This is a genomic window from Streptomyces capoamus, from assembly GCF_014654935.1.
Lineage (GTDB): Bacteria > Actinomycetota > Actinomycetes > Streptomycetales > Streptomycetaceae > Streptomyces > Streptomyces capoamus.
This window is the reverse complement of record NZ_BNBF01000014.1, coordinates 118,657-136,956: the sequence shown is the minus strand read 5'-3', so window position 1 is coordinate 136,956 and position 18,300 is coordinate 118,657. Positions and strand designations below refer to the sequence as shown.

The 18,300-nt window shown below is 70.3% G+C and carries 14 protein-coding genes; 11 read left to right on the top strand and 3 right to left on the bottom strand.

The genetic code is table 11. The features are described 5' to 3' along the window. On the bottom strand, positions 1-611 hold a 611-nt coding region (locus IE312_RS41305), incomplete at its 3' end, for a discoidin domain-containing protein (RefSeq protein WP_229900284.1). Between the two features lie 340 nt (positions 612-951). Between IE312_RS41305 and ngcE the strand changes: the two genes are divergently transcribed. The 10 genes from ngcE to IE312_RS22240 all read left to right on the top strand — a co-directional run bounded on the left by ngcE (position 952) and on the right by IE312_RS22240 (position 14,693). Next, on the top strand, positions 952-2,394 hold the full coding sequence (gene ngcE / locus IE312_RS22285) for an N-acetylglucosamine/diacetylchitobiose ABC transporter substrate-binding protein (RefSeq protein ID WP_189984118.1): 1,443 nt from the start codon (positions 952-954) through the stop codon (positions 2,392-2,394). A gap of 116 nt (positions 2,395-2,510) precedes the next feature. Then, positions 2,511-3,446 (top strand): carbohydrate ABC transporter permease, encoded by a 936-nt coding sequence (locus IE312_RS22280; protein ID WP_189984117.1) that lies wholly within the window; start codon positions 2,511-2,513, stop codon positions 3,444-3,446. A 14-nt stretch (positions 3,447-3,460) separates the two neighbouring features. After that, entirely contained in the window at positions 3,461-4,384 is a 924-nt protein-coding gene (locus tag IE312_RS22275) for a carbohydrate ABC transporter permease (RefSeq protein WP_189984116.1), read from the top strand. Positions 4,385-4,572: 188 nt separating this feature from the next. Beyond that, the gene (locus IE312_RS22270; RefSeq protein WP_189984115.1) at positions 4,573-5,772 is read left to right on the top strand and encodes an ROK family transcriptional regulator; all 1,200 of its coding nucleotides are present in this window, start codon (positions 4,573-4,575) and stop codon (positions 5,770-5,772) included. A 133-nt stretch (positions 5,773-5,905) separates the two neighbouring features. Continuing rightward, positions 5,906-7,012 (top strand): sugar ABC transporter substrate-binding protein, encoded by a 1,107-nt coding sequence (locus IE312_RS22265; protein WP_189984182.1) that lies wholly within the window; start codon positions 5,906-5,908, stop codon positions 7,010-7,012. Positions 7,013-7,249: 237 nt separating this feature from the next. Further along, complete coding sequence (locus IE312_RS22260; RefSeq protein ID WP_189984114.1) at positions 7,250-8,041, top strand: ATP-binding cassette domain-containing protein; 792 nt, start codon at positions 7,250-7,252, stop codon at positions 8,039-8,041. Further along, the gene (locus IE312_RS22255) at positions 8,038-9,351 is read left to right on the top strand and encodes a sugar ABC transporter permease (protein ID WP_189984113.1); all 1,314 of its coding nucleotides are present in this window, start codon (positions 8,038-8,040) and stop codon (positions 9,349-9,351) included. The genes IE312_RS22260 and IE312_RS22255 overlap by 4 nt, the downstream gene beginning before the upstream one ends. 207 nt (positions 9,352-9,558) lie before the next feature. Next, positions 9,559-11,487 carry a 1-deoxy-D-xylulose-5-phosphate synthase gene (gene dxs / locus IE312_RS22250; protein ID WP_189984112.1) on the top strand — a complete coding sequence of 643 codons (1,929 nt, stop codon included), beginning with the start codon at positions 9,559-9,561 and terminating at the stop codon, positions 11,485-11,487. Positions 11,488-11,627: 140 nt separating this feature from the next. After that, the gene (locus IE312_RS22245; RefSeq protein ID WP_189984111.1) at positions 11,628-13,151 is read left to right on the top strand and encodes an amino acid permease; all 1,524 of its coding nucleotides are present in this window, start codon (positions 11,628-11,630) and stop codon (positions 13,149-13,151) included. A gap of 66 nt (positions 13,152-13,217) precedes the next feature. After that, a complete protein-coding gene (locus IE312_RS22240) occupies positions 13,218-14,693 on the top strand; it encodes a glycosyltransferase family 39 protein (protein ID WP_189984110.1) in 1,476 nt (491 codons plus the stop codon). 877 nt (positions 14,694-15,570) lie between these two features. Here the strand turns inward: IE312_RS22240 and IE312_RS22235 are convergent. Then, positions 15,571-15,972: a PIN domain-containing protein gene (locus IE312_RS22235; protein WP_189984109.1), complete on the bottom strand. Its 402-nt coding sequence runs from the start codon at positions 15,970-15,972 to the stop codon at positions 15,571-15,573. Positions 15,973-16,048: 76 nt separating this feature from the next. On the opposite strand from IE312_RS22235, the gene IE312_RS22230 reads away from it, so the two are divergent. Then, positions 16,049-17,065, top strand: coding sequence for a PLL family lectin (locus tag IE312_RS22230; protein ID WP_189984108.1), 1,017 nt, complete (start codon positions 16,049-16,051; stop codon positions 17,063-17,065). A gap of 52 nt (positions 17,066-17,117) precedes the next feature. Here IE312_RS22230 and IE312_RS41300 read toward each other — a convergent pair. Continuing rightward, positions 17,118-18,300, bottom strand: a 1,183-nt coding sequence (locus IE312_RS41300; protein ID WP_229900283.1) for a 3-hydroxyacyl-CoA dehydrogenase family protein, incomplete at its 5' end; no start/stop codon positions are given.

Below are 18,300 nucleotides of genomic sequence, written 5' to 3'. Positions count from 1 at the left end.
TTCCTCGTCACCTCCAGCCGGAAGTACTGGTACTCCGCCGGTTCGGCGAGGTCGTACGACTTCGTCCGGAACCGCTCGGCGAAGGTCTCGCCCGAGCGGGTGTCGACCGTCTTCCAGTCCTTGCCGTCGGCCGAGCCCTGGAGGGTCCAGTCCTGCGGGTCGCGTTCGGCGTGGTCGTTGGCCGAGGTGAGCGCGTACGCCGCTATCTTGATCGGCTTGTCCAGGTCGAACTCCGCCCAGCCGGTGGGCTGGAAGGTCAGCCACTTGGTGCCGGGTTCGCCGTCGGCCAGGTTCTCCTTGACCTCGCCGGCGTCCGCGTTCTCGCCGCTGGCCCGGACTTCCGTGACATGGTCGGTCACGTTGCCCGGGATGCCGGTGCTGTAGCCGCCGTCGACGCCCGAGGCGCGCTTGCCGCCGTCCGGTCCGGTGTCGACGGTGTTCAGCCAGTCGGGTGCCGGATCGCCCGCCTCGAACGAGGATGCGAACTCCCGGTCGGCCGCCCTGGCCCCGGCGGGGAGGGCGACCGCGGCGCCCTGTGCGCCGACGGCCATGACGAAGGCGGCCGTGAGGACGGCCGCCGGAGCCCATCTGTGCCGCGTTCTCCGCTGCATCTGAGGATTTCCCCTCCTGCGCCCCTGTGGACAACGTTGTCAGGTGCGGACGCAGGAACCAGTAGGTGGTCAAGTGGCCGGTGATGTCAAGGGTGTTGGCCATGGCATTCAGGGAGTTATGTCGCGACTTTTTCCGCGAGGTCCCCCGTCGGACCGTCATATTTCCCCGAGGTCTCAACTCGGAAAAGACCCAACACGAACCATGCATTCGATCTTGCTCCGTCGGCGGGAAGTGGACTATACCTGTCGGCGTTTCCAGCACGACCCAGCACTACCCGACAGCGGTGCCGGGGAGGATCCGGTTCACCGCCTGAGTCCTGGAGAAGGCGAGGACTTGAGCATGGGATCCACTGCGCACCACGATGCCGAAGGTGTGGGCCGTCGCGATCTGATCAAGCGGTCCGCGGCGCTCGGTCTGGTCGCCGCCCCCGGAATGGGCCTGCTGTCCGCCTGTGCCAGCGGCGGCGGGGACGACGACCCGGGAGAAGGCGGCACCAAGGGAAAGACGTCCAAGGACAACCCGTTCGGCGCCGAGAAGGGCAGCAAGCTCGACGTCGTCGTCTTCAAGGGCGGATACGGCGACGATTACGCCAAGGCCTGGGAGGCCGACTTCTCGAAGAAGCTCGGGGTCACCTCGACCCACACCGGCACGCAGGAGATCACCGGCAAGCTCCAGCCGCGTTTCAACGCGGGCAACCCCCCGGACCTCGTGGACGACTCCGGCGCCCAGAAGATCAACATTGACGTGCTGTACAAGAACGGGCAGCTGCTGGACCTCGCCGGGGTGCTGGACGCCCCCTCGGTGGACGACCCCGCCAAGAAGGTCCGCGACACCCTGATCCCCGGCACGCTCGACCCGGGCCTGCAAGAGGGCAAGATCGTCGCGCTGAACTACATCTACACGGTCTGGGGGCTGTGGTACTCCGGGAAGCTCTTCAAGGAGAAGGGCTGGCAGGAGCCCAAGACCTGGGCCGACTTCCTCGCCATCTGCAAGGACGCCAAGTCGCAGGGCATCGGCGGCCTCGCCCACCAGGGCAAGTACCCGTACTACATCAACGTCGCCATCATGGACCTGATCGCCAAGAAGGGCGGCCTGGACGCCATGAAGGCGATCGACAACCTCGACCCCAGGGCGTTCGTCGGCTCCGACGCGGCCCAGGAGGCCATCGAGGCGGTCTACGAGGTGGTGGAGAAGGGCTATCTGATGCCCGGTACGAACGGTCTGACCCACACCGAGTCGCAGACCCGCTGGAACCAGTACAAGGCCGTCTTCATCACCTCCGGCTCCTGGCTGGAGAACGAGCAGCTCAAGCAGACGCCGACCGACTTCGACATGAAGTTCCTGCCGATGCCGCTGCTGCCCGGGAGCAAGCTGCCGTTCGAGGCGATCCGGGCCGGCTCGGGCGAGCCCTTCGTCATCCCGGCCAAGGCGAAGAACCGGGCGGCGGCGCAGGAGTTCATGCGGCGCATGCTCTCCAAGGAGTGGTCGACGCTCTTCGCCAAGCAGGCCAACTCGCTGACCATCCTGAAGGACGGCGTCGATCCGAGCGTCCGGCTGCGGCCGGGTACGCAGTCCACGGTGGAGGCGTCGAAGGCGGCCGGCGGCAACACCTTCCGGTACCTGTACACCGAGTGGTACGGCGAGATGGGCACCGCCATCGAGGCCGCGTCCAACGAGCTGATGTCCAAGCGCATTCAGCCGAAGGAGTGGCTGAAGCGGTGTCAGGCGGCCGTGGACAAGCAGGCCAAGGACCCCGCGTCCAAGAAGAACCACCGGGACTAGGTTCGCCCAGTCGCCGCAGGGGTGCGGGTGTACGTGCGTGTGCCGGTCCCTCGTGGCCGGTCGCGCGGTTCCCCGCGCCCCTGAGGGGCGCGATACCACAGGGCAGGAAACAGGCCATGCGCAAAGGGCAGTACCGGTTCGTCGCGGGGTTTCTCCTCGTTCCCGTGGCGCTTTATGTGATCTTCGTGATCTGGCCGTACCTCCAGACGTTCGGCTATTCACTCACCGACTGGAAGGGGCAGTCACAGACCTTCCGCTTCGTTGGTCTGGACAATTACAGGAAGCTGTTCCAGGACGACGTCTTCCTGGAGGCCATCTGGCACAACATCCTCTTCCTGGTCTTCATCCCGGTGATCACCATTCTGCTCGCCCTGTTCTTCGCCTTCATGCTGAACGCGGGCGGACGCGGCCGGGCCGGCGGGGTGCAGGGAGTCGCCGGTGCGAAGTTCTACAAGATCCTTTATTTCTTCCCGCAGGTGCTGTCGCTGGCCATCCTCGCGGTGCTGTTCAACGCGGTGTACCGCAGTGACGGCGGCGGCCTGCTCAACGGCCTGCTGATCAAGCTCGGCCTGGTGGACGCCGACAACCCCGTCGAATGGCTCAACGAGCCGGACATGGTGCTGTGGGCCCTGCTGCTCGTCGTGGTGTGGCATGGTGTCGGCTTCTACCTGGTGCTGTTCTCGGCCGCCATGCAGTCCATCCCGCGGGACGTGTACGAGGCCGCCCTGATCGACGGGGCGAACCGGAACCAGTCCTTCTTCCGCATCACCCTGCCGCTGCTGTGGGACTCGGTGCAGACCGCCTGGGTCTACCTCGGCATCGTCGCCATGGACATGTTCGTCCTGGTCTCCTCGATGACCCAGAACATGGGCGCGTACGGCGGCGGCCCCGACCATCACAGCGACGTGATGTCGACGGTGATGATGCGCAACTTCCTCTACTACGGCAAGAGCGGTTACGCCTGCGCCATGGGCGTGGTCATGCTGCTGCTCACGCTGGTCCTGTCCGTGGTCACGCTGCGCGCCACCCGTCGCGAGCGCATCGAGTTCTGAGCGGAGCGACGACGATGAGCGCACCCATCAAGGAGACCGCCCCCGCGCCGGCCGGCCGGACGGTGGCCAAGGCCCCCGTCCGGCCCGGCGACCGGCGCGGCGAGGGCGTGGTCCTGAACGTCTTCTCCCACGGCTTCCTCGCCCTGTGGGCCCTGCTGATCGTGCTGCCGCTGCTGTGGCTGGTGCTCAGCTCCTTCAAGACCGACGCCCAGATCGGCGGCTCGGCCCTGGGCTGGCCGGAGAACTGGACCGCCGGCGTCTTCCGCCGGGCCTGGGACAAGGGCATCGGGGACTACTTCCTGAACACCGTGATCGTGCTGGTCTTCTCCGTGCCGCTGACCATGCTGTTCGGGTCGATGGCCGCGTACGTGCTGGCCCGGTACCGGTTCTGGGGCAACCGGCTGCTGTACTACTTCTTCGTGGCCGGCGCGATGTTCCCGGTCTTCCTGGCCCTGGTCCCGCTGTTCTTCATGGTCAAGCGGCTGGACATGCTGAACACCTACCAGGGGCTGATCCTGGTCTACATCGCCTACTCGATGCCGTTCACGGTGTTCTTCATGCACGCCTTCTTCCGGACCCTGCCCACGGCGGTCTTCGAGGCGGCGGTCCTGGACGGCGCCTCGCACACCCGTACCTTCTTCCAGGTGATGCTGCCCATGGCCAGACCCGGACTGATCAGCGTCGGGATCTTCAACACTCTGGGGCAGTGGAACCAGTTCATCCTGCCCACGGTCCTCATGCAGCCGCAGAGCGGTGACGACCCCGAGCGGTACGTCCTGACCCAGGGCCTCATCCAACTGCAACAGCAGCAGGGATACGCCTCCGACCTGCCCGTTCTCTTCGCGGGTGTGACCATCGCCATGATCCCGATGCTGGTGGTCTACCTGTCCTTCCAGCGCCAGGTCCAGGCGGGTCTGACCTCGGCGACGCTGAAGTAGCCGCCCCCGCGACCGACCGCGCCCACGCCGTCCCCGGCCTGAGGGGGGCGGCGTGCTCGCGCGTGTACCGGGTACCCCGAAACAGTTCAACCTCTTGACGGAAGTCACCCCGAACAGCTCAGCTTAGAGTTCACTAGTTGGACATACACGGGGCCTCGCCGAAGCGGCCCCGCGCTCAGGAGGTCGTCGTGGAGACTCCAGGGTCGCAGTCATCGCTGCACCGAGCCAACCTGGAGCGGGTCGTCCGGGCCGTGCGCCTGGCCGGGTCCCTCACGCAGGCGGAGATCGCGCGGACGACCGGGCTGTCCGCAGCGACCGTCTCCAATATCGTGCGGGAGCTGAAGGACGGCGGAACGGTCGAGGTCACGCCCACGTCGGCGGGTGGGCGGCGGGCCCGCAGCGTCAGCCTGAGCGGGGACGCCGGGATCGTGATCGGCGTCGACTTCGGGCATACGCATCTGCGCGTCGCGGTCGGCAACCTCGCCCACCAGGTGCTGGCCGAGGAGGCCGAGCCGCTGGACGTCGACGCCTCCGCCGACCAGGGCTTCGACCGGGCCGAACAGCTGGTCGAACGGCTGATCGCGGCGACCGGCGTGGACCGGACCAAGGTGGCCGGCGTGGGGCTCGGCGTGCCGGGCCCGATCGACGTCGAGTCGGGCACCCTGGGATCCACCGCGATCCTGCCCGGCTGGGGCGGCACCAAGCCCGCCGAGGAGCTGCGCGAACGGCTCGGCGTGCCCGTGCACGTGGACAACGACGCCAACCTCGGCGCGCTGGGCGAGCTGGTCTGGGGCAGCGGCAAGGGCGTGCGCGACCTCGCGTACATCAAGGTGGCGAGCGGTGTCGGCGCCGGCCTGGTGATCGACGGGACGATCTACCGCGGCCCAGGTGGCACGGCGGGAGAAATCGGACATATTACACTCGATGAGTCCGGCCCGGTCTGCCGCTGCGGCAACCGCGGCTGCCTGGAGACGTTCGCGGCGGCACGCTATGTGCTCCCGTTGCTCCAGCCCAGCCACGGCACCGACTTGACCATGGAGGGCGTCGTACGGCTGGCCAGGGACGGTGATCCGGGCTGCCGTCGGGTGATCGCCGACGTCGGCCGCCACATCGGCAGTGGGGTGGCCAATCTCTGCAACTTGCTGAACCCGAGCAGGGTGGTCCTCGGTGGTGATCTCGCCGAGGCCGGAGAGCTGGTGCTCGGGCCCATCAGGGAGTCCGTCGGCCGCTACGCCATTCCCAGCGCGGCGCGCCAACTGTCCGTTCTTCCGGGGGCACTTGGGGGCCGCGCGGAGGTGCTCGGAGCGCTCGCCCTCGCCCTCAGCGAGATGGGCGATTCCACCCTTTTGGAGGGTGCACTGCCCGTGGCGGCTCCTGCCTTCACTTAGAGAACGGATGGCACCGTTGCCATCTCGTTAAGGATTTACTTCTTGACGTCGCACGTGTGGCCGAGTTGACTTCCAGCCACCTCGGCCGCAACGACGCGGCCTCGTCAGGGAGGTTTGTGAAGTGAACGCACGTATGCGTCGTGCCGCCGTTGCCGTTGCCGCCGGTGCGATGGCCGTCTCGCTGGCCGCCTGTGGCAGCGCCAAGGAGTCGAAGGGCAACGACGACTCTTCCTCCGCGTCGGCCAAGAAGGGCGACGACATCAAGGTCGGTCTGCTCCTGCCGGAGAACAAGACCGCCCGCTACGAGAAGTTCGACCGCCCGCTGATCGAGAAGAAGATCAAGGAGCTGACGAACGGCAAGGCGGAGGTCCAGTACAACAACGCCCGCCAGGACGCGAACCTGCAGGCGCAGCAGGTCGACACCATGATCACCAACAAGGTGGACGTCCTGATCGTGGACGCGGTGGACGCCAAGGCCATCCAGAACTCCGTCCAGAAGGCCGTGGACGCCGGCATCAAGGTCGTCGCCTACGACCGCCTCGCCGAGGGCCCGATCAGCGCCTACACCTCGTTCGACAACGAGGAGGTCGGCCGGACCCAGGGCAACGCCCTGCTGAAGGCGCTGGGCGGCAAGGCCGGCAAGTCCACCAAGATCGTCATGATCAACGGCTCGGTGACCGACCCGAACGCCGGCCAGTTCAAGAAGGGCGCGCACTCCGCCCTCGACGGCAAGGTCACCATCGCCAAGGAGTACGACACCAAGGAGTGGTCGCCGGACAACGCCAACTCCGAGATGGAGGCGGCGATCTCCGCGGTCGGCAAGAAGAACATCGCGGGCGTCTACTCCGCCAACGACGGCATGGCCGGCGGTATCATCACCGCCCTGAAGGCCGCCGGCCTGAACGTCCCGGTCACCGGCCAGGACGCCGAGCTGGCCGGTGTGCAGCGCATCGTCGCCGGTGACCAGTTCATGAGCGTCTACAAGCCGTACGCCCCCGAGGCCGACGCCGCCGCCGAGATGGCCGTGGCGCTCGCCCAGGGCAAGTCGCTGGACTCCGTCGCCAAGGACAAGGTCTCCAGCACCTCCCAGAAGGACGTGCCCTCGGTCCTGGTCCCGGTCACCTCGCTGACCAAGGACAACATCAAGGACACTGTGATCAAGGACGGCGTCTACACCGCCGCCGAGATCTGCTCCGGCAAGTACAAGGCCGCCTGCGCCAAGCTCGGCCTCGACAAGTAAGCGGTCCGCAGTCCCCTCCTGGCCGTCGGCGTTCATTGCCTGAACGCCGCGGCGGAGGTGACCGGCCGCCCCAGGCTCCCTCCGGTGCCCCGCGCACTCGACAGCCCCGCAAGCTCGGCGCGGGGCGCCGGACGGAACTCCCCCCGCGGGTTGTTCCCAGCCCACCCCCGGGTTGATTCCAACCCACCCACCCTGCATTCTCTGCACAACCTCCCGCCGGGTCAGGCGGCGAAGGAGATGGTTCACGTGTCCGCTACGCCCGTGCTGGCGTTGCGCGGGGTCTCCAAGCGATTCGGTGCCGTCCAGGCGCTCACCGACGTAGAGCTTGAGGTCCACGCCGGTGAGGTGGTCGCCCTGGTCGGCGACAACGGTGCCGGAAAGTCCACGCTGGTCAAGACGATCGCCGGCGTGCACCCCATCGACGAGGGCGCCATCGAGTGGGATGGCAAGCCCGTGACGATCAACCGGCCGCACGACGCCCAGGCGCTGGGCATCGCGACGGTCTACCAGGACCTCGCGCTGTGCGACAACATCGACGTCGTCGGCAACCTCTTCCTCGGCCGTGAGCTGAAGAAGTGGGGCGTCCTGGACGAGGTCGAGATGGAGCGCCGCTCCCGCGAGCTGCTCACCACGCTGTCCATCCGCATCCCGAGCGTCCGCATCCCGATCGCCTCGCTCTCCGGCGGCCAGCGCCAGACCGTGGCCATCGCCCGCTCCATGCTCGGCGACCCCAAGCTGGTCATCCTGGACGAGCCGACGGCCGCCCTCGGTGTCGAGCAGACCGCCCAGGTGCTCGACCTCGTCGAGCGGCTGCGCGAGCGCGGCCACGCCGTCATCCTCATCAGCCACAACATGGCGGACGTGAAGGCGGTGGCCGACAAGGTCGCCGTCCTGCGCCTCGGCCGCAACAATGGTGTCTTCGAGGTCAAGACGACCTCGCAGGAGGAGATCATCTCCGCCATCACGGGCGCCACCGACAACGCCGTGACCCGCCGTGCGGCGCGCACGAACGGGGAGGTTTCCCAGTGAGCATCGACAAGACCTCCGCGAACGTGGACAAGACGTCCGGCGAGCCGCAGGACGCCCCGGTCGTCAACCCGGAGGCCGCGGCCGCCGCGGTCACCGCCGTGGACCCGCGCCTGCTGGTGCGCGAGCAGGGCCTGCTCGGCTACTGGAGCGAGTTCAAGCGCAAGATGAAGGCCGGCGAGCTGGGCTCCCTGCCGGTCGTGGTCGGCCTCGCCGCCATCTGCATCATCTTCCAGGTGCTGAACTCCAACTTCCTGTCCGCGCAGAACATCAACGACGTCACCGTCACGATGGTCGGCACGGGCATGATCTCGGTCGGCATCGTCTTCGTGCTGCTGCTCGGCGAGATCGACCTGTCGGTCGGCTCGGTCAGCGGCGCGGCCAGCGCCCTCATGGCCGTCCTCGCGGTCAACCAGGGCTGGCCCGAGTGGGCGGCCGTCCTCCTGGCCGTCGGCGCCGGTGTCGCCATCGGCGCGCTGCACGGCTTCTTCTTCGCGGTGCTGGGCGCCCCCGCCTTCGCCGTCACGCTGGCCGGCCTGCTGTTCTGGCTCGGCTTCATGCTGAAGGTGCTGGGCGAGGACGGCACGATCAACCTCGACGGCGAGGGCCTGGTCGCCAAGCTGACCACGTACTACTTCTCGGACGTCGCCGCCGCGTACGGCCTCGCCGTGGTCGTGGTGGCCGTGTTCTTCCTCACCTCCTTCCTCGGCAACCGGCGCCGGGAGGCCGCGGGCGTCCCGTCCCGGCCGCTCAGCGACACCGTGCTGCGCACGGTCCTGCTGGCAGTCGTCTCCTTCGCCGCGGCCTACATGTACAACCAGTACAAGGGCCTGCCGCTGGCCACGGTGATCTTCCTCGCGTTCCTCGTCGGGACCGACTTCGTGCTGCGGCGCACCGCCTACGGCCGCAAGATCTTCGCGCTCGGCGGCAGCGTCGAGGCCTCCCGGCGCGCGGGCATCAACGTCACGGCCGTGCGGATCTCCGTCTTCGCGATCTCCGGTGGGTTGGCGGCGGTCGGCGGCCTGTTCCTGGCCTCCAAGATCGCCTCGGCCAACCAGAGCGCCGGCACCGGCGACCTGCTGATGAACGCCATCGCCGCGGCCGTCATCGGCGGCACCTCGCTGTTCGGCGGACGCGGTCGCACCTGGAACGCGCTGCTGGGTGTGCTGGTGATCGTCTCCATCCAATACGGGCTGCAGCTGCAGTCCATCGCGGAGCCGGTGAAGTACATGATCACCGCCGCCGTCCTGCTGACCACCGTGGTGATCGACTCCATCACGCGCAAGACGCAGAAGACCGCGGGCCGCGCGTAACGCGGGTTCGCCGTGGGGGCGCGGGATCGACCGCGGGTGCGGGTCCGTCCGGGCTCGTCGCGCGGTTCCCCGCGCCCCTTCGGGCGCGCGCCCACTGTGCCCGGCACCGTCAAAGGTGTCGGGCGCTGTCATGTGTCGTCAGGACGGAACATTAGACTCGGGCGAGCCCGGAGACAGCTCGATCAGCTCTACTGCAAGGAGGCACGGGTGCCGCTGCTGACCCGCATCAGGGGACCGCGCGATCTGGACCGGCTCAGCCTGGAGGAGCTGGACCAGCTGGCGGAGGAGATCCGTACCTTCCTCGTCCAGGAGGTCTCCAAGACCGGCGGGCACCTGGGCCCCAACCTCGGTGTGGTGGAGCTGACCATCGCCCTGCACCGGGTCTTCGAGTCCCCGAAGGACAAGGTGCTGTGGGACACCGGTCACCAGTCCTACGTGCACAAGCTGCTCACCGGCCGGCAGGACTTCTCCCGGCTGAAGATGAAGGGCGGCCTGTCCGGCTACCCCTCGCAGGCCGAGTCCGAGCACGACGTCATCGAGAACAGCCACGCCTCGACCGTGCTCGGCTGGGCCGACGGCATCGCCAAGGCCAACCAGCTGCGCGAGCGGGACAGCCACGTGGTCGCCGTCATCGGCGACGGGGCGCTGACCGGCGGCATGGCCTGGGAGGCGCTGAACAACATCGCCGAGGCCAAGGACCGCCCGCTCGTCATCGTCGTCAACGACAACGAGCGCTCCTACGCCCCGACCATCGGCGGCCTCGCCAACCACCTGGCCACCCTGCGCACCACCGACGGCTACGAACGCTTCCTCGCCCGGACCAAGGACATCCTCGACCGCACCCCGGTCGTCGGCCGGCCGCTGTACGAGACGCTGCACGGCGCCAAGAAGGGCCTGAAGGACTTCATCGCCCCGCAGGGCATGTTCGAGGACCTGGGCCTGAAGTACGTCGGCCCGATCGACGGCCACGACATCGAGGCGCTGGAGTCGGCGCTGGCCCGGGCCAAACGGTTCGGCGGCCCGGTCATCGTGCACTGCCTGACCGAGAAGGGCCGCGGCTACCAGCCCGCCCTCCAGGACGAGGCCGACCGCTTCCACGCCGTCGGCAAGATCCACCCGGACACCGGCCTGCCGATCGCCTCCTCCGGCGCCGACTGGACCTCGGTCTTCGGCGAGGAGATGGTCCGGCTCGGCGAGGAGCGCGAGGACATCGTCGCCATCACCGCGGCCATGCTCCAGCCGGTCGGCCTGGACCGCTTCGCCAAGCGGTTCCCCGAGCGGGTGTACGACGTCGGTATCGCCGAGCAGCACGGCGCCGTCTCCGCGGCCGGCCTCGCCTACGCCGGTCTGCACCCCGTCTTCGCCGTGTACGCCACCTTCCTGAACCGCGCCTTCGACCAGGTCCTCATGGACGTGGCCCTGCACCGGTGCGGGGTGACGTTCGTGCTGGACCGGGCCGGCGTCACCGGCACCGACGGCGCCTCGCACAACGGCATGTGGGACATGTCCATCCTCCAGGTGGTACCCGGGCTGCGGCTCGCCGCGCCGCGCGACGCCGACCAGGTGCGGGCCCAGCTGCGCGAGGCCGTCGCCGTCGAGGACGCGCCGACCGTGGTGCGCTTCTCCAAGGGCGCCGTCGGCCCCGCCGTACCCGCCGTGGGCCGGGTCGGGGGCATGGACGTGCTCCGGGAGCCGGGCACCGACCGTCCGGACGTGCTGCTGGTCTCCGTGGGCGCCCTCGCCCCGATGTGCCTGGAGATCGCCGAGCTGCTCGACCGGCAGGGCATCACCACCACCGTGGTCGACCCGCGCTGGGTCAAGCCCGTGGACGAGGCCATGGCCCCGCTCGCCGAACGGCACCGGGTCGTCGTCACCGTCGAGGACAACAGCCGCGTCGGCGGTGTCGGCTCGGCGATCGCCCAGGCCCTCAGGGACGCGGGCGTGGACGTGCCGCTGCGCGACTTCGGCATCCCGCCGCGCTTCCTCGACCACGCCTCCCGCGCCGAGGTGCTCGCCGAGATCGGACTGACCGCGCCGGACATCGCCCGCCAGGTCACCGGCCTGGTCGCCAAGCTCGACGGCCGGTTCGGCGCCCCGGCCGGCGCGGTGGACTCCGCGCAGCCCGCGCGCGACTGAAACACGAACCACGGGCCGGTTCCGCCGCTTCTCCGGGTGGCGGAACCGGCCTTTTTGCGTGAACCTGCCTGTGCCGGGCCATACGCGTCCCCGGCCCTCTCGATCATGTCGAGGACGACAAGCGTGTGGGAGGTAGGCCCGTGAGCAGCACGCTCTTCAGGACGAAGAGGGTCGAGCAGTCGATCCTCGACACCGAGGAACCCGAGCACGCGCTCAAGAAGTCCCTCTCCGCGCTCGACCTGACCGTGTTCGGCGTCGGCGTCATCATCGGCACCGGCATCTTCGTCCTCACCGGACAGGTCGCCAAGAACAACGCCGGCCCGGCGGTGGCCCTGGCCTTCGTCGCGGCCGGTGTCGCCTGCGGGCTCGCCGCCCTGTGCTACGCCGAGTTCGCCTCCACGGTCCCCGTGGCGGGCTCCGCGTACACCTTCTCGTACGCCTCCCTGGGCGAGCTGCCCGCCTGGATCATCGGCTGGGACCTGGTCCTGGAATTCGCCCTCGGCACCGCCGTGGTGGCGGTCGGCTGGTCCGGCTACGTCCGCTCCCTGCTGGACAACTGGGGCTGGCACCTGCCGGCGTACCTGGGCGGCCGGGAAGCCGCCTCCGGCTTCGGCTTCGACATCCTCGCCGCCGTCCTGGTACTGGTGCTCACCGCCATCCTCGTCGTCGGCATGAAGCTGTCCGCGCGGATCACCTCGGTCGTCGTCGCCATCAAGGTGACCGTCGTCCTCATCGTGATCATCGCGGGCGCCTTCTTCGTCAACGGCGCCAACTACAAGCCGTTCGTCCCCAAGCCCCAGGCGGTGGAGGCGGGCGGCAACCTCAAGGCCCCGCTGATCCAGCTGATGTTCGGCTGGGCGCCGTCCAACTTCGGTGTGATGGGCATCTTCACCGCCGCCTCGGTGGTGTTCTTCGCGTTCATCGGATTCGACATCGTCGCCACCGCCGCGGAGGAGACCCGCAACCCGCAGCGGGACATGCCGCGCGGCATCCTCGGCTCCCTGCTCATCTGCACCGTGCTGTACGTCGCCGTCTCCGTCGTCGTGACCGGCATGCAGAAATACACCCGGCTCTCCGTGGACGCCCCGCTCGCCGACGCGTTCAAGTCCATCGGCCACCCCTGGTACGCGGGCGTCATCAGCTTCGGCGCCGCCGTCGGCCTCACCACCGTCTGCATGATCCTGCTGCTCGGCCAGACCCGGGTGTTCTTCGCGATGAGCCGGGACGGACTGCTGCCCCGCTTCTTCTCCCGCGTCCACCCGCGCTTCCGCACCCCGCACCGGCCGACCATCCTGCTCGGCGTCGTCATCGCGATCGTGGCCGGCTTCACCAGCCTGAGCGAACTGGCCGAGCTGGTGAACATCGGCACGCTGTTCGCGTTCGTCGTGGTCGCCCTGAGCGTCATCATCCTGCGCAGGACCCGCCCGGACCTGCACCGCGCCTTCCGCACCCCGTGGGTTCCCGTCATCCCCGTCCTGTCGGTGTGCGCCTCGCTGTGGCTCATGCTCAACCTGCCGGCCGAGACCTGGCTCCGGTTCGCCATCTGGATGGTCATCGGCTTCGTCGTCTACTTCCTCTACGGCCGCTCCCACAGCCGCCTCGCCCAGGAGCAGAAGAGCGGCGCCGCCGAGGCCGCGCCCCCGCCGGACGGAACGACCCGGTAACCCACCGGCCCCGGCCCCGTATGTCCTGCTTCGACCGGGACGGCGGGGCCGGATAGCGTGCGGTCCATGCTCGCCGCCCCGCTCGCCCCCGCACGTCCCGTGGTCACCCGGACGGCGTACTGGACGCGGCTCCTTCCCCTCCTGACGGCCCTGGCCTGCGCCACCCGGGTGCCCTCCTTCGCCCGGCCGCTGTGGAACCCGGACGAGGGCTTCCTCGCCGTACAGGCCCGGCTGCTGGCCCAGGGAGGGCAGCTGTACGACACGGTCGTGGACCGCAAACCACCGCTGCTGCCCTGGCTGTACCAGGCCGCGTTCGCGCTGTGCGGCTCCGGCTCCCTCACCCCGCTGCGGGTGCTCGCCGTCCTCGCCCAGCTGCTCACCGCCGCCCTGCTGGCCTCCCTGGCCCGCCGCCGCTGGGGCGACCGCGCCGGCCGCACCGCCGGGGTGCTCTACCTGCTCGTCTCGGTCGGGCTCAACCCCGAGGACGCGCAGGCCGCCACCTTCGAGGTCTTCATGCTGCCCTGGACGGCCGCCGCCCTGTGGTGCGCCGACCGCGGACGCTGGGGCGCCGCCGGGGCCGCCGTCGCCGCCGCGTTCCTGACGAAACAGACCGGCGGCGCGGTCCTGCTGCCGGTGGCCTGGTTGCTGCACCGGCGGGGCGGCACCCGCGCGGGCCTGCCCCGGCTCGCGGCCGGCTTCACCGCGCCTGTGCTCGGCGCGGCCCTGCTGACCGATCCGGCCGGCTTCCTGTTCTGGACGGTGACCGGGTCCGCCGCCTACGCCACCGTCAGCGGCTCCGAACTCCACGTGCTGGCCCGTGCGCTCACCAACACCGCGATCCTGGGGGCGGCCTCGGCGGGGCTGCTGCCGCCGGTCGTACGGGCCCTGCGCACCGTCCGCGCGCCGGCGGCCGAACTGTGGCTGTGGCTGGCCTCCTCGGCCGGCGCGGTGCTCCTCGGCTGTCACTTCTTCGGCCACTACTACCTGCAACTCACCCCGCCGCTGGCCCTGCTGGCCACCGCCGCGCTGCACGTCCTGCCCCAGGAACGGCACCTGGCCGCCGTCCTCACCTCGGCCGGGGCCTGCACCCTCTTCGTCGCCTGGGGCCTGCTCGCCCCGCGCCCCGAACTCGCGCACGCCGAGCGGCTGGCAGGCGCCCTCGCGCACCGCACGGCCCCCGCCGACCGGGTCCTGGTCTGGGGGATACACCCGGAGACCTACTGGCTGGCCGGCCGGACTCCCGCCACCCGCTACCTCACCGCGGGCCTGCTCACCAACTACAGCGGCGGCCGGGACGGTCCCCGGGTCGGCGAACGGTATGCCGTCGCCGGCGCCTGGCCGGTCTTCCGGCGGGAGATGACCGCGCACGCCCCCGCGCTGGTGATCGACGACTCCCGGGGCGAGCCCTACGCCGCCGACCGCCTGCCCACCCTGCGCCGCCTGCTGGCGGCGGACTACGCGGAGGTGGCCCGGATCGACGGCGCGATCCTGTACGCCCGCGTCCCGGCCGGACCCGGCGGCCCGTCCGCCGTCCGCCACTGACCACGGCGCGCCCCGGTCGCCATCCGACGCTTCCCCAGCCAGCCCTCCCTCTTGGCGCGGTGCCGTGCGGTCGGTTCGGCCGGGGGGCGTGCGGCTCTGCCCGGTCGGGTGGCTGTGCCGGGCCGGTGCGGCTTGTTCTGCGGTCGCACGTGATGCGGCGGGGTCCCCGGTGCGGTGTCGTGCGGTTCGCTCAGCCCCGGACCGTGCGGCTCTGCCCGGTGGGGTGGCTGTGCCGGGCCGGTTCGGTTCGTCCCTTGGCCGTAGGTGGTGCGGTCTCCTCGGTCCTCGGCGCGGTGGTGTGGGGTTGGTGCGGCCGGGGGGCGTGCGGCTCTGCCCGGTCGGGTGGCTGTGCCGGGCCGGTGGGGCTTGTTCTGCGGCCGCACGTGATGCGGTGGGTCCCGGCGCGGTGTCGTGTGGTTCGCTCAGCCCGGACCGTGCGGCTCTGCCCGGTGGGGCGGCCTGTGCCGGGCCGGTTCGGTTCGTCCCTTGGCCGCAGGTGGTGCGGTCTCCTCGGTCCTCGGCGCGGTGGTGTGCGGTTGGTCCGGCCGGGGGGCGTGCGGCTCTGCCCGGTGGGGTGGCTGTACCGGGCCGGTGGGGCTTGTTCTGCGGCCGCACGTGATGCGGTGGGGTCCCCGGCGCGGTGTCGTGCGGTTCGCTCAGCCCCGGACCGTGCGGCTCTGCCCGGTGGGGTGGCTGTACCGGGCCGGTTCGGTTCGTCCCTTGGCCGTAGGTGGTGCGGTCTCCTCGGTCCTCGGTGCGGTGGTGTGCGGTTGGTGCGGCCGGGGGGCGTGCGGCTCTGCCCGGTCGGGTGGCTGTGCCGGGCCGGTGGGGCTTGTTCTGCGGCGCCGGGTTCACGGCGTGGTGCCGTGCGGCCTGCTCAGTCCAGGACCGTGCGCGGTCCCGCCACCTCGGCCCCCAGTTCCGTCACCCGGCGCCGCAGCTCGCGGTCGGCGGTGACGACCAGGCGGGCCCGGCCGGCGGTCTCGGCGGTCAGTTCCACGATCCGGTCGTCCCCGCTGCCCGGTGCCGACTCCACCCGGACGCCGGGTACGGACGTAACCCCCCGGGCCGCGCCCTCGACCACGAGCACGATCTCCACGGGCTCCGCGCGCCCGGGCAGCCCTTCGCTCGCCAGGCGGTCCCGCAGCCGCTCGGCCGCCCCCTTGCGGTCCCGCCACCAGCCGTCCGGCCGGGAACCGACGACGTTCGCGCCGTCCACGACGACGAGCAGCGGGGCGGGGGAGCCGGAGGCGTCCAGGGGGCGGCGGGGACCGGTCATGCACCACAGGGTGCCACGGGTCCGCGGTGCGGGGGCCGGACCCGGGGAGCGGCACCGCGCGGCTTAGAGTGAACCGGTGAACGGCGACTGGCTCCTGCGCGGCCGAGACGGCCGGCTCAGTGTCTACCAGCTGTCGGGCGACACCGTCCGGTGCCGGGCGGAGCGCGGCCCCGGCGGCCCCTGGTCCGCGCCCCGCAAGGTCGGCGGCGAGCAGCGGCTGCACCCCGTCCTGGCCGTCGGCCAGGGCGCCGACAGCTATGCCCACCTGGTCTCCTGGCGGCCCACCGTCAAGGGCGAGTCCGGGCTGGTGCACTCCACGCACTTCCGCCCGCACCTGGCGGCCCTGGACTGGAACCCGGTCGGCCACCCCGACAAGAAGGGCGACCGCACCGGCACGCCCGCCGTCGCGGTGGACGCCCAGGGCCGCGCCCACGTCTTCGTCCGCAACAAGGGCGGCGGCGTGAGCATGCTCGCCCAGAAGGAGAAGGGCGGCTGGGACCCCTGGCGGGACCTCAAGGGCGAGGAGGTCCAGGACGCGATGGCGGCGGTGACGGGGGAGTCCGGCCGGGTCGAGCTGTACGCGGCCGTACCGCAGGGGCTGCTGTACTGGCGTCAGGAGGAGCCCGGCGCCGAGCCCGTGCTGCAGGAGGCCCTCCAGGCGCCGGTCCGCCCCGGCACCCTGCGCGCCCTGGCCACCTCCCCGGACCGGACGACCGTCTTCTACACCGACACCTCCGGCGACCTGTGCGCCTGGCGTCCGGGCGGCAAGCCGCACACCCTGCTGCCCGCGGCCGGGTCCGGCCCGGTGTCGGCGGTCCGCTGCGACCTGGACGGCCACGACTGCACCCTGCTGGTCCAGCGTTCGGCGAGCCGCCGGGTGGCCTTCGCCGCGTACCCGACCGAACTGGAGTCCGCGGGCGCCTGGTGGACGGAGTCGGGCCCCGAACTGCCGCTGGACGCCCTGGTGTCCCTCACGAAGGACGCCGAGGACCGCGTGGTCGCGGCAACGTTGTCCCCGTCGACCGGCCGCCTCCTGCTGACCCAGCGCAAGGACGAGCCGGGGCTGGCGCTGGAGGCGTGGCGGGAGGTCTGACACGCGGGAGGGCCCCCGCCGAAGCGGGGGCCCTCCGTGGTGTCACCCGGTGTTACGCGGGAACGCTGGCCACGCCGGGCGCCAGGAACGTCTTGCCGTTCACCCGCTCCGACACGCCCTCACGGTCCAGGTACGGCGTGATGCCGCCCAGGTGGAAGGGCCAGCCGGCACCCGTGATCAGGCACAGGTCGATGTCCTGGGCCTCGGCGACGACGCCCTCGTCGAGCATGAGCCCGATCTCCTGGGCGACGGCGTCGAGCACGCGGGCCCGCACCTGCTCCTCGGTCAGCACGGCATCGCCCTGCTGGAGCAGCGCGGCGACCTCCGGGTCCAGCTCCGGCTTGCCGCTGTCGTAGACGTAGAAGCCGCGCTTGCCCGCCTCCACGACCCGCTTGAGGTTCGGGGAGACCGTGAAGCGGTCCGGGAACGCGCCGTGCAGCGTCTCGGAGACGTGCAGGCCGATCGCCGGGCCGACCAGCTCCAGCAGCACCAGCGGGGACATCGGCAGACCGAGCGGCTCGACGGCCTTCTCGGCGACCTCGACCGGGGTGCCCTCGTCGATGACGTTCTGGATCTCGCCCATGAAGCGGGTCAGGATGCGGTTCACAACGAACGCCGGGGCGTCCTTGACCAGCACCGCGGTCTTCTTCAGCTTCTTGGCGACGGCGAAGGCCGTGGCCAGGGAGGCGTCGTCCGTCTGCTCGCCGCGGACGATCTCCAGCAGCGGCAGGATCGCGACCGGGTTGAAGAAGTGGAAGCCGACGACCCGCTCGGGGTGCTTCAGCTTCGACGCCATCTCCGTGACCGACAGCGAGGAGGTGTTGGTGGCGAGGATCGCGTGCGCCGGGGCGACCGCCTCGACCTCCGCGAACACCTGCTGCTTGACACCGATCTCCTCGAACACGGCCTCGATGACGAAGTCCGCGTCCGCGAAGCCCTCGGCCTTGTCCAGCACACCGGTCACCAGCGCCTTGAGGCGGTTGGCCTTGTCCTGGTTGATGCGGCCCTTGCCGAGCAGCTTGTCGATCTCGGCGTGGACGTAGCCCACACCCTTGTCGACGCGCTCCTGGTCGATGTCGGTCAGTACGACCGGCACCTCCAGGCGGCGCAGGAACAGCAGCGCGAGCTGGCTGGCCATCAGACCGGCGCCGACGACACCGACCTTGGTGACCGGGCGCGCCAGGTTCTTGTCCGGGGCACCGGCGGGACGCTTGCCGCGCTTCTGCACCAGGTTG

Bases quoted from the DNA above. Each gene is read 5' to 3' on its own strand.
- ngcE (WP_189984118.1), top strand. From the start codon at position 952: ATGGGATCCACTGCGCACCACGATGCCGAAGGTGTGGGCCGTCGCGAT.
- IE312_RS22280 (WP_189984117.1), top strand. From the start codon at position 2,511: ATGCGCAAAGGGCAGTACCGGTTCGTCGCGGGGTTTCTCCTCGTTCCC.
- IE312_RS22275 (WP_189984116.1), top strand. From the start codon at position 3,461: ATGAGCGCACCCATCAAGGAGACCGCCCCCGCGCCGGCCGGCCGGACG.
- IE312_RS22265 (WP_189984182.1), top strand. From the start codon at position 5,906: ATGCGTCGTGCCGCCGTTGCCGTTGCCGCCGGTGCGATGGCCGTCTCG.
- IE312_RS22260 (WP_189984114.1), top strand. From the start codon at position 7,250: ATGGTTCACGTGTCCGCTACGCCCGTGCTGGCGTTGCGCGGGGTCTCC.
- IE312_RS22240 (WP_189984110.1), top strand. From the start codon at position 13,218: ATGCTCGCCGCCCCGCTCGCCCCCGCACGTCCCGTGGTCACCCGGACG.
- IE312_RS22235 (WP_189984109.1), bottom strand. From the start codon at position 15,972: ATGACCGGTCCCCGCCGCCCCCTGGACGCCTCCGGCTCCCCCGCCCCG.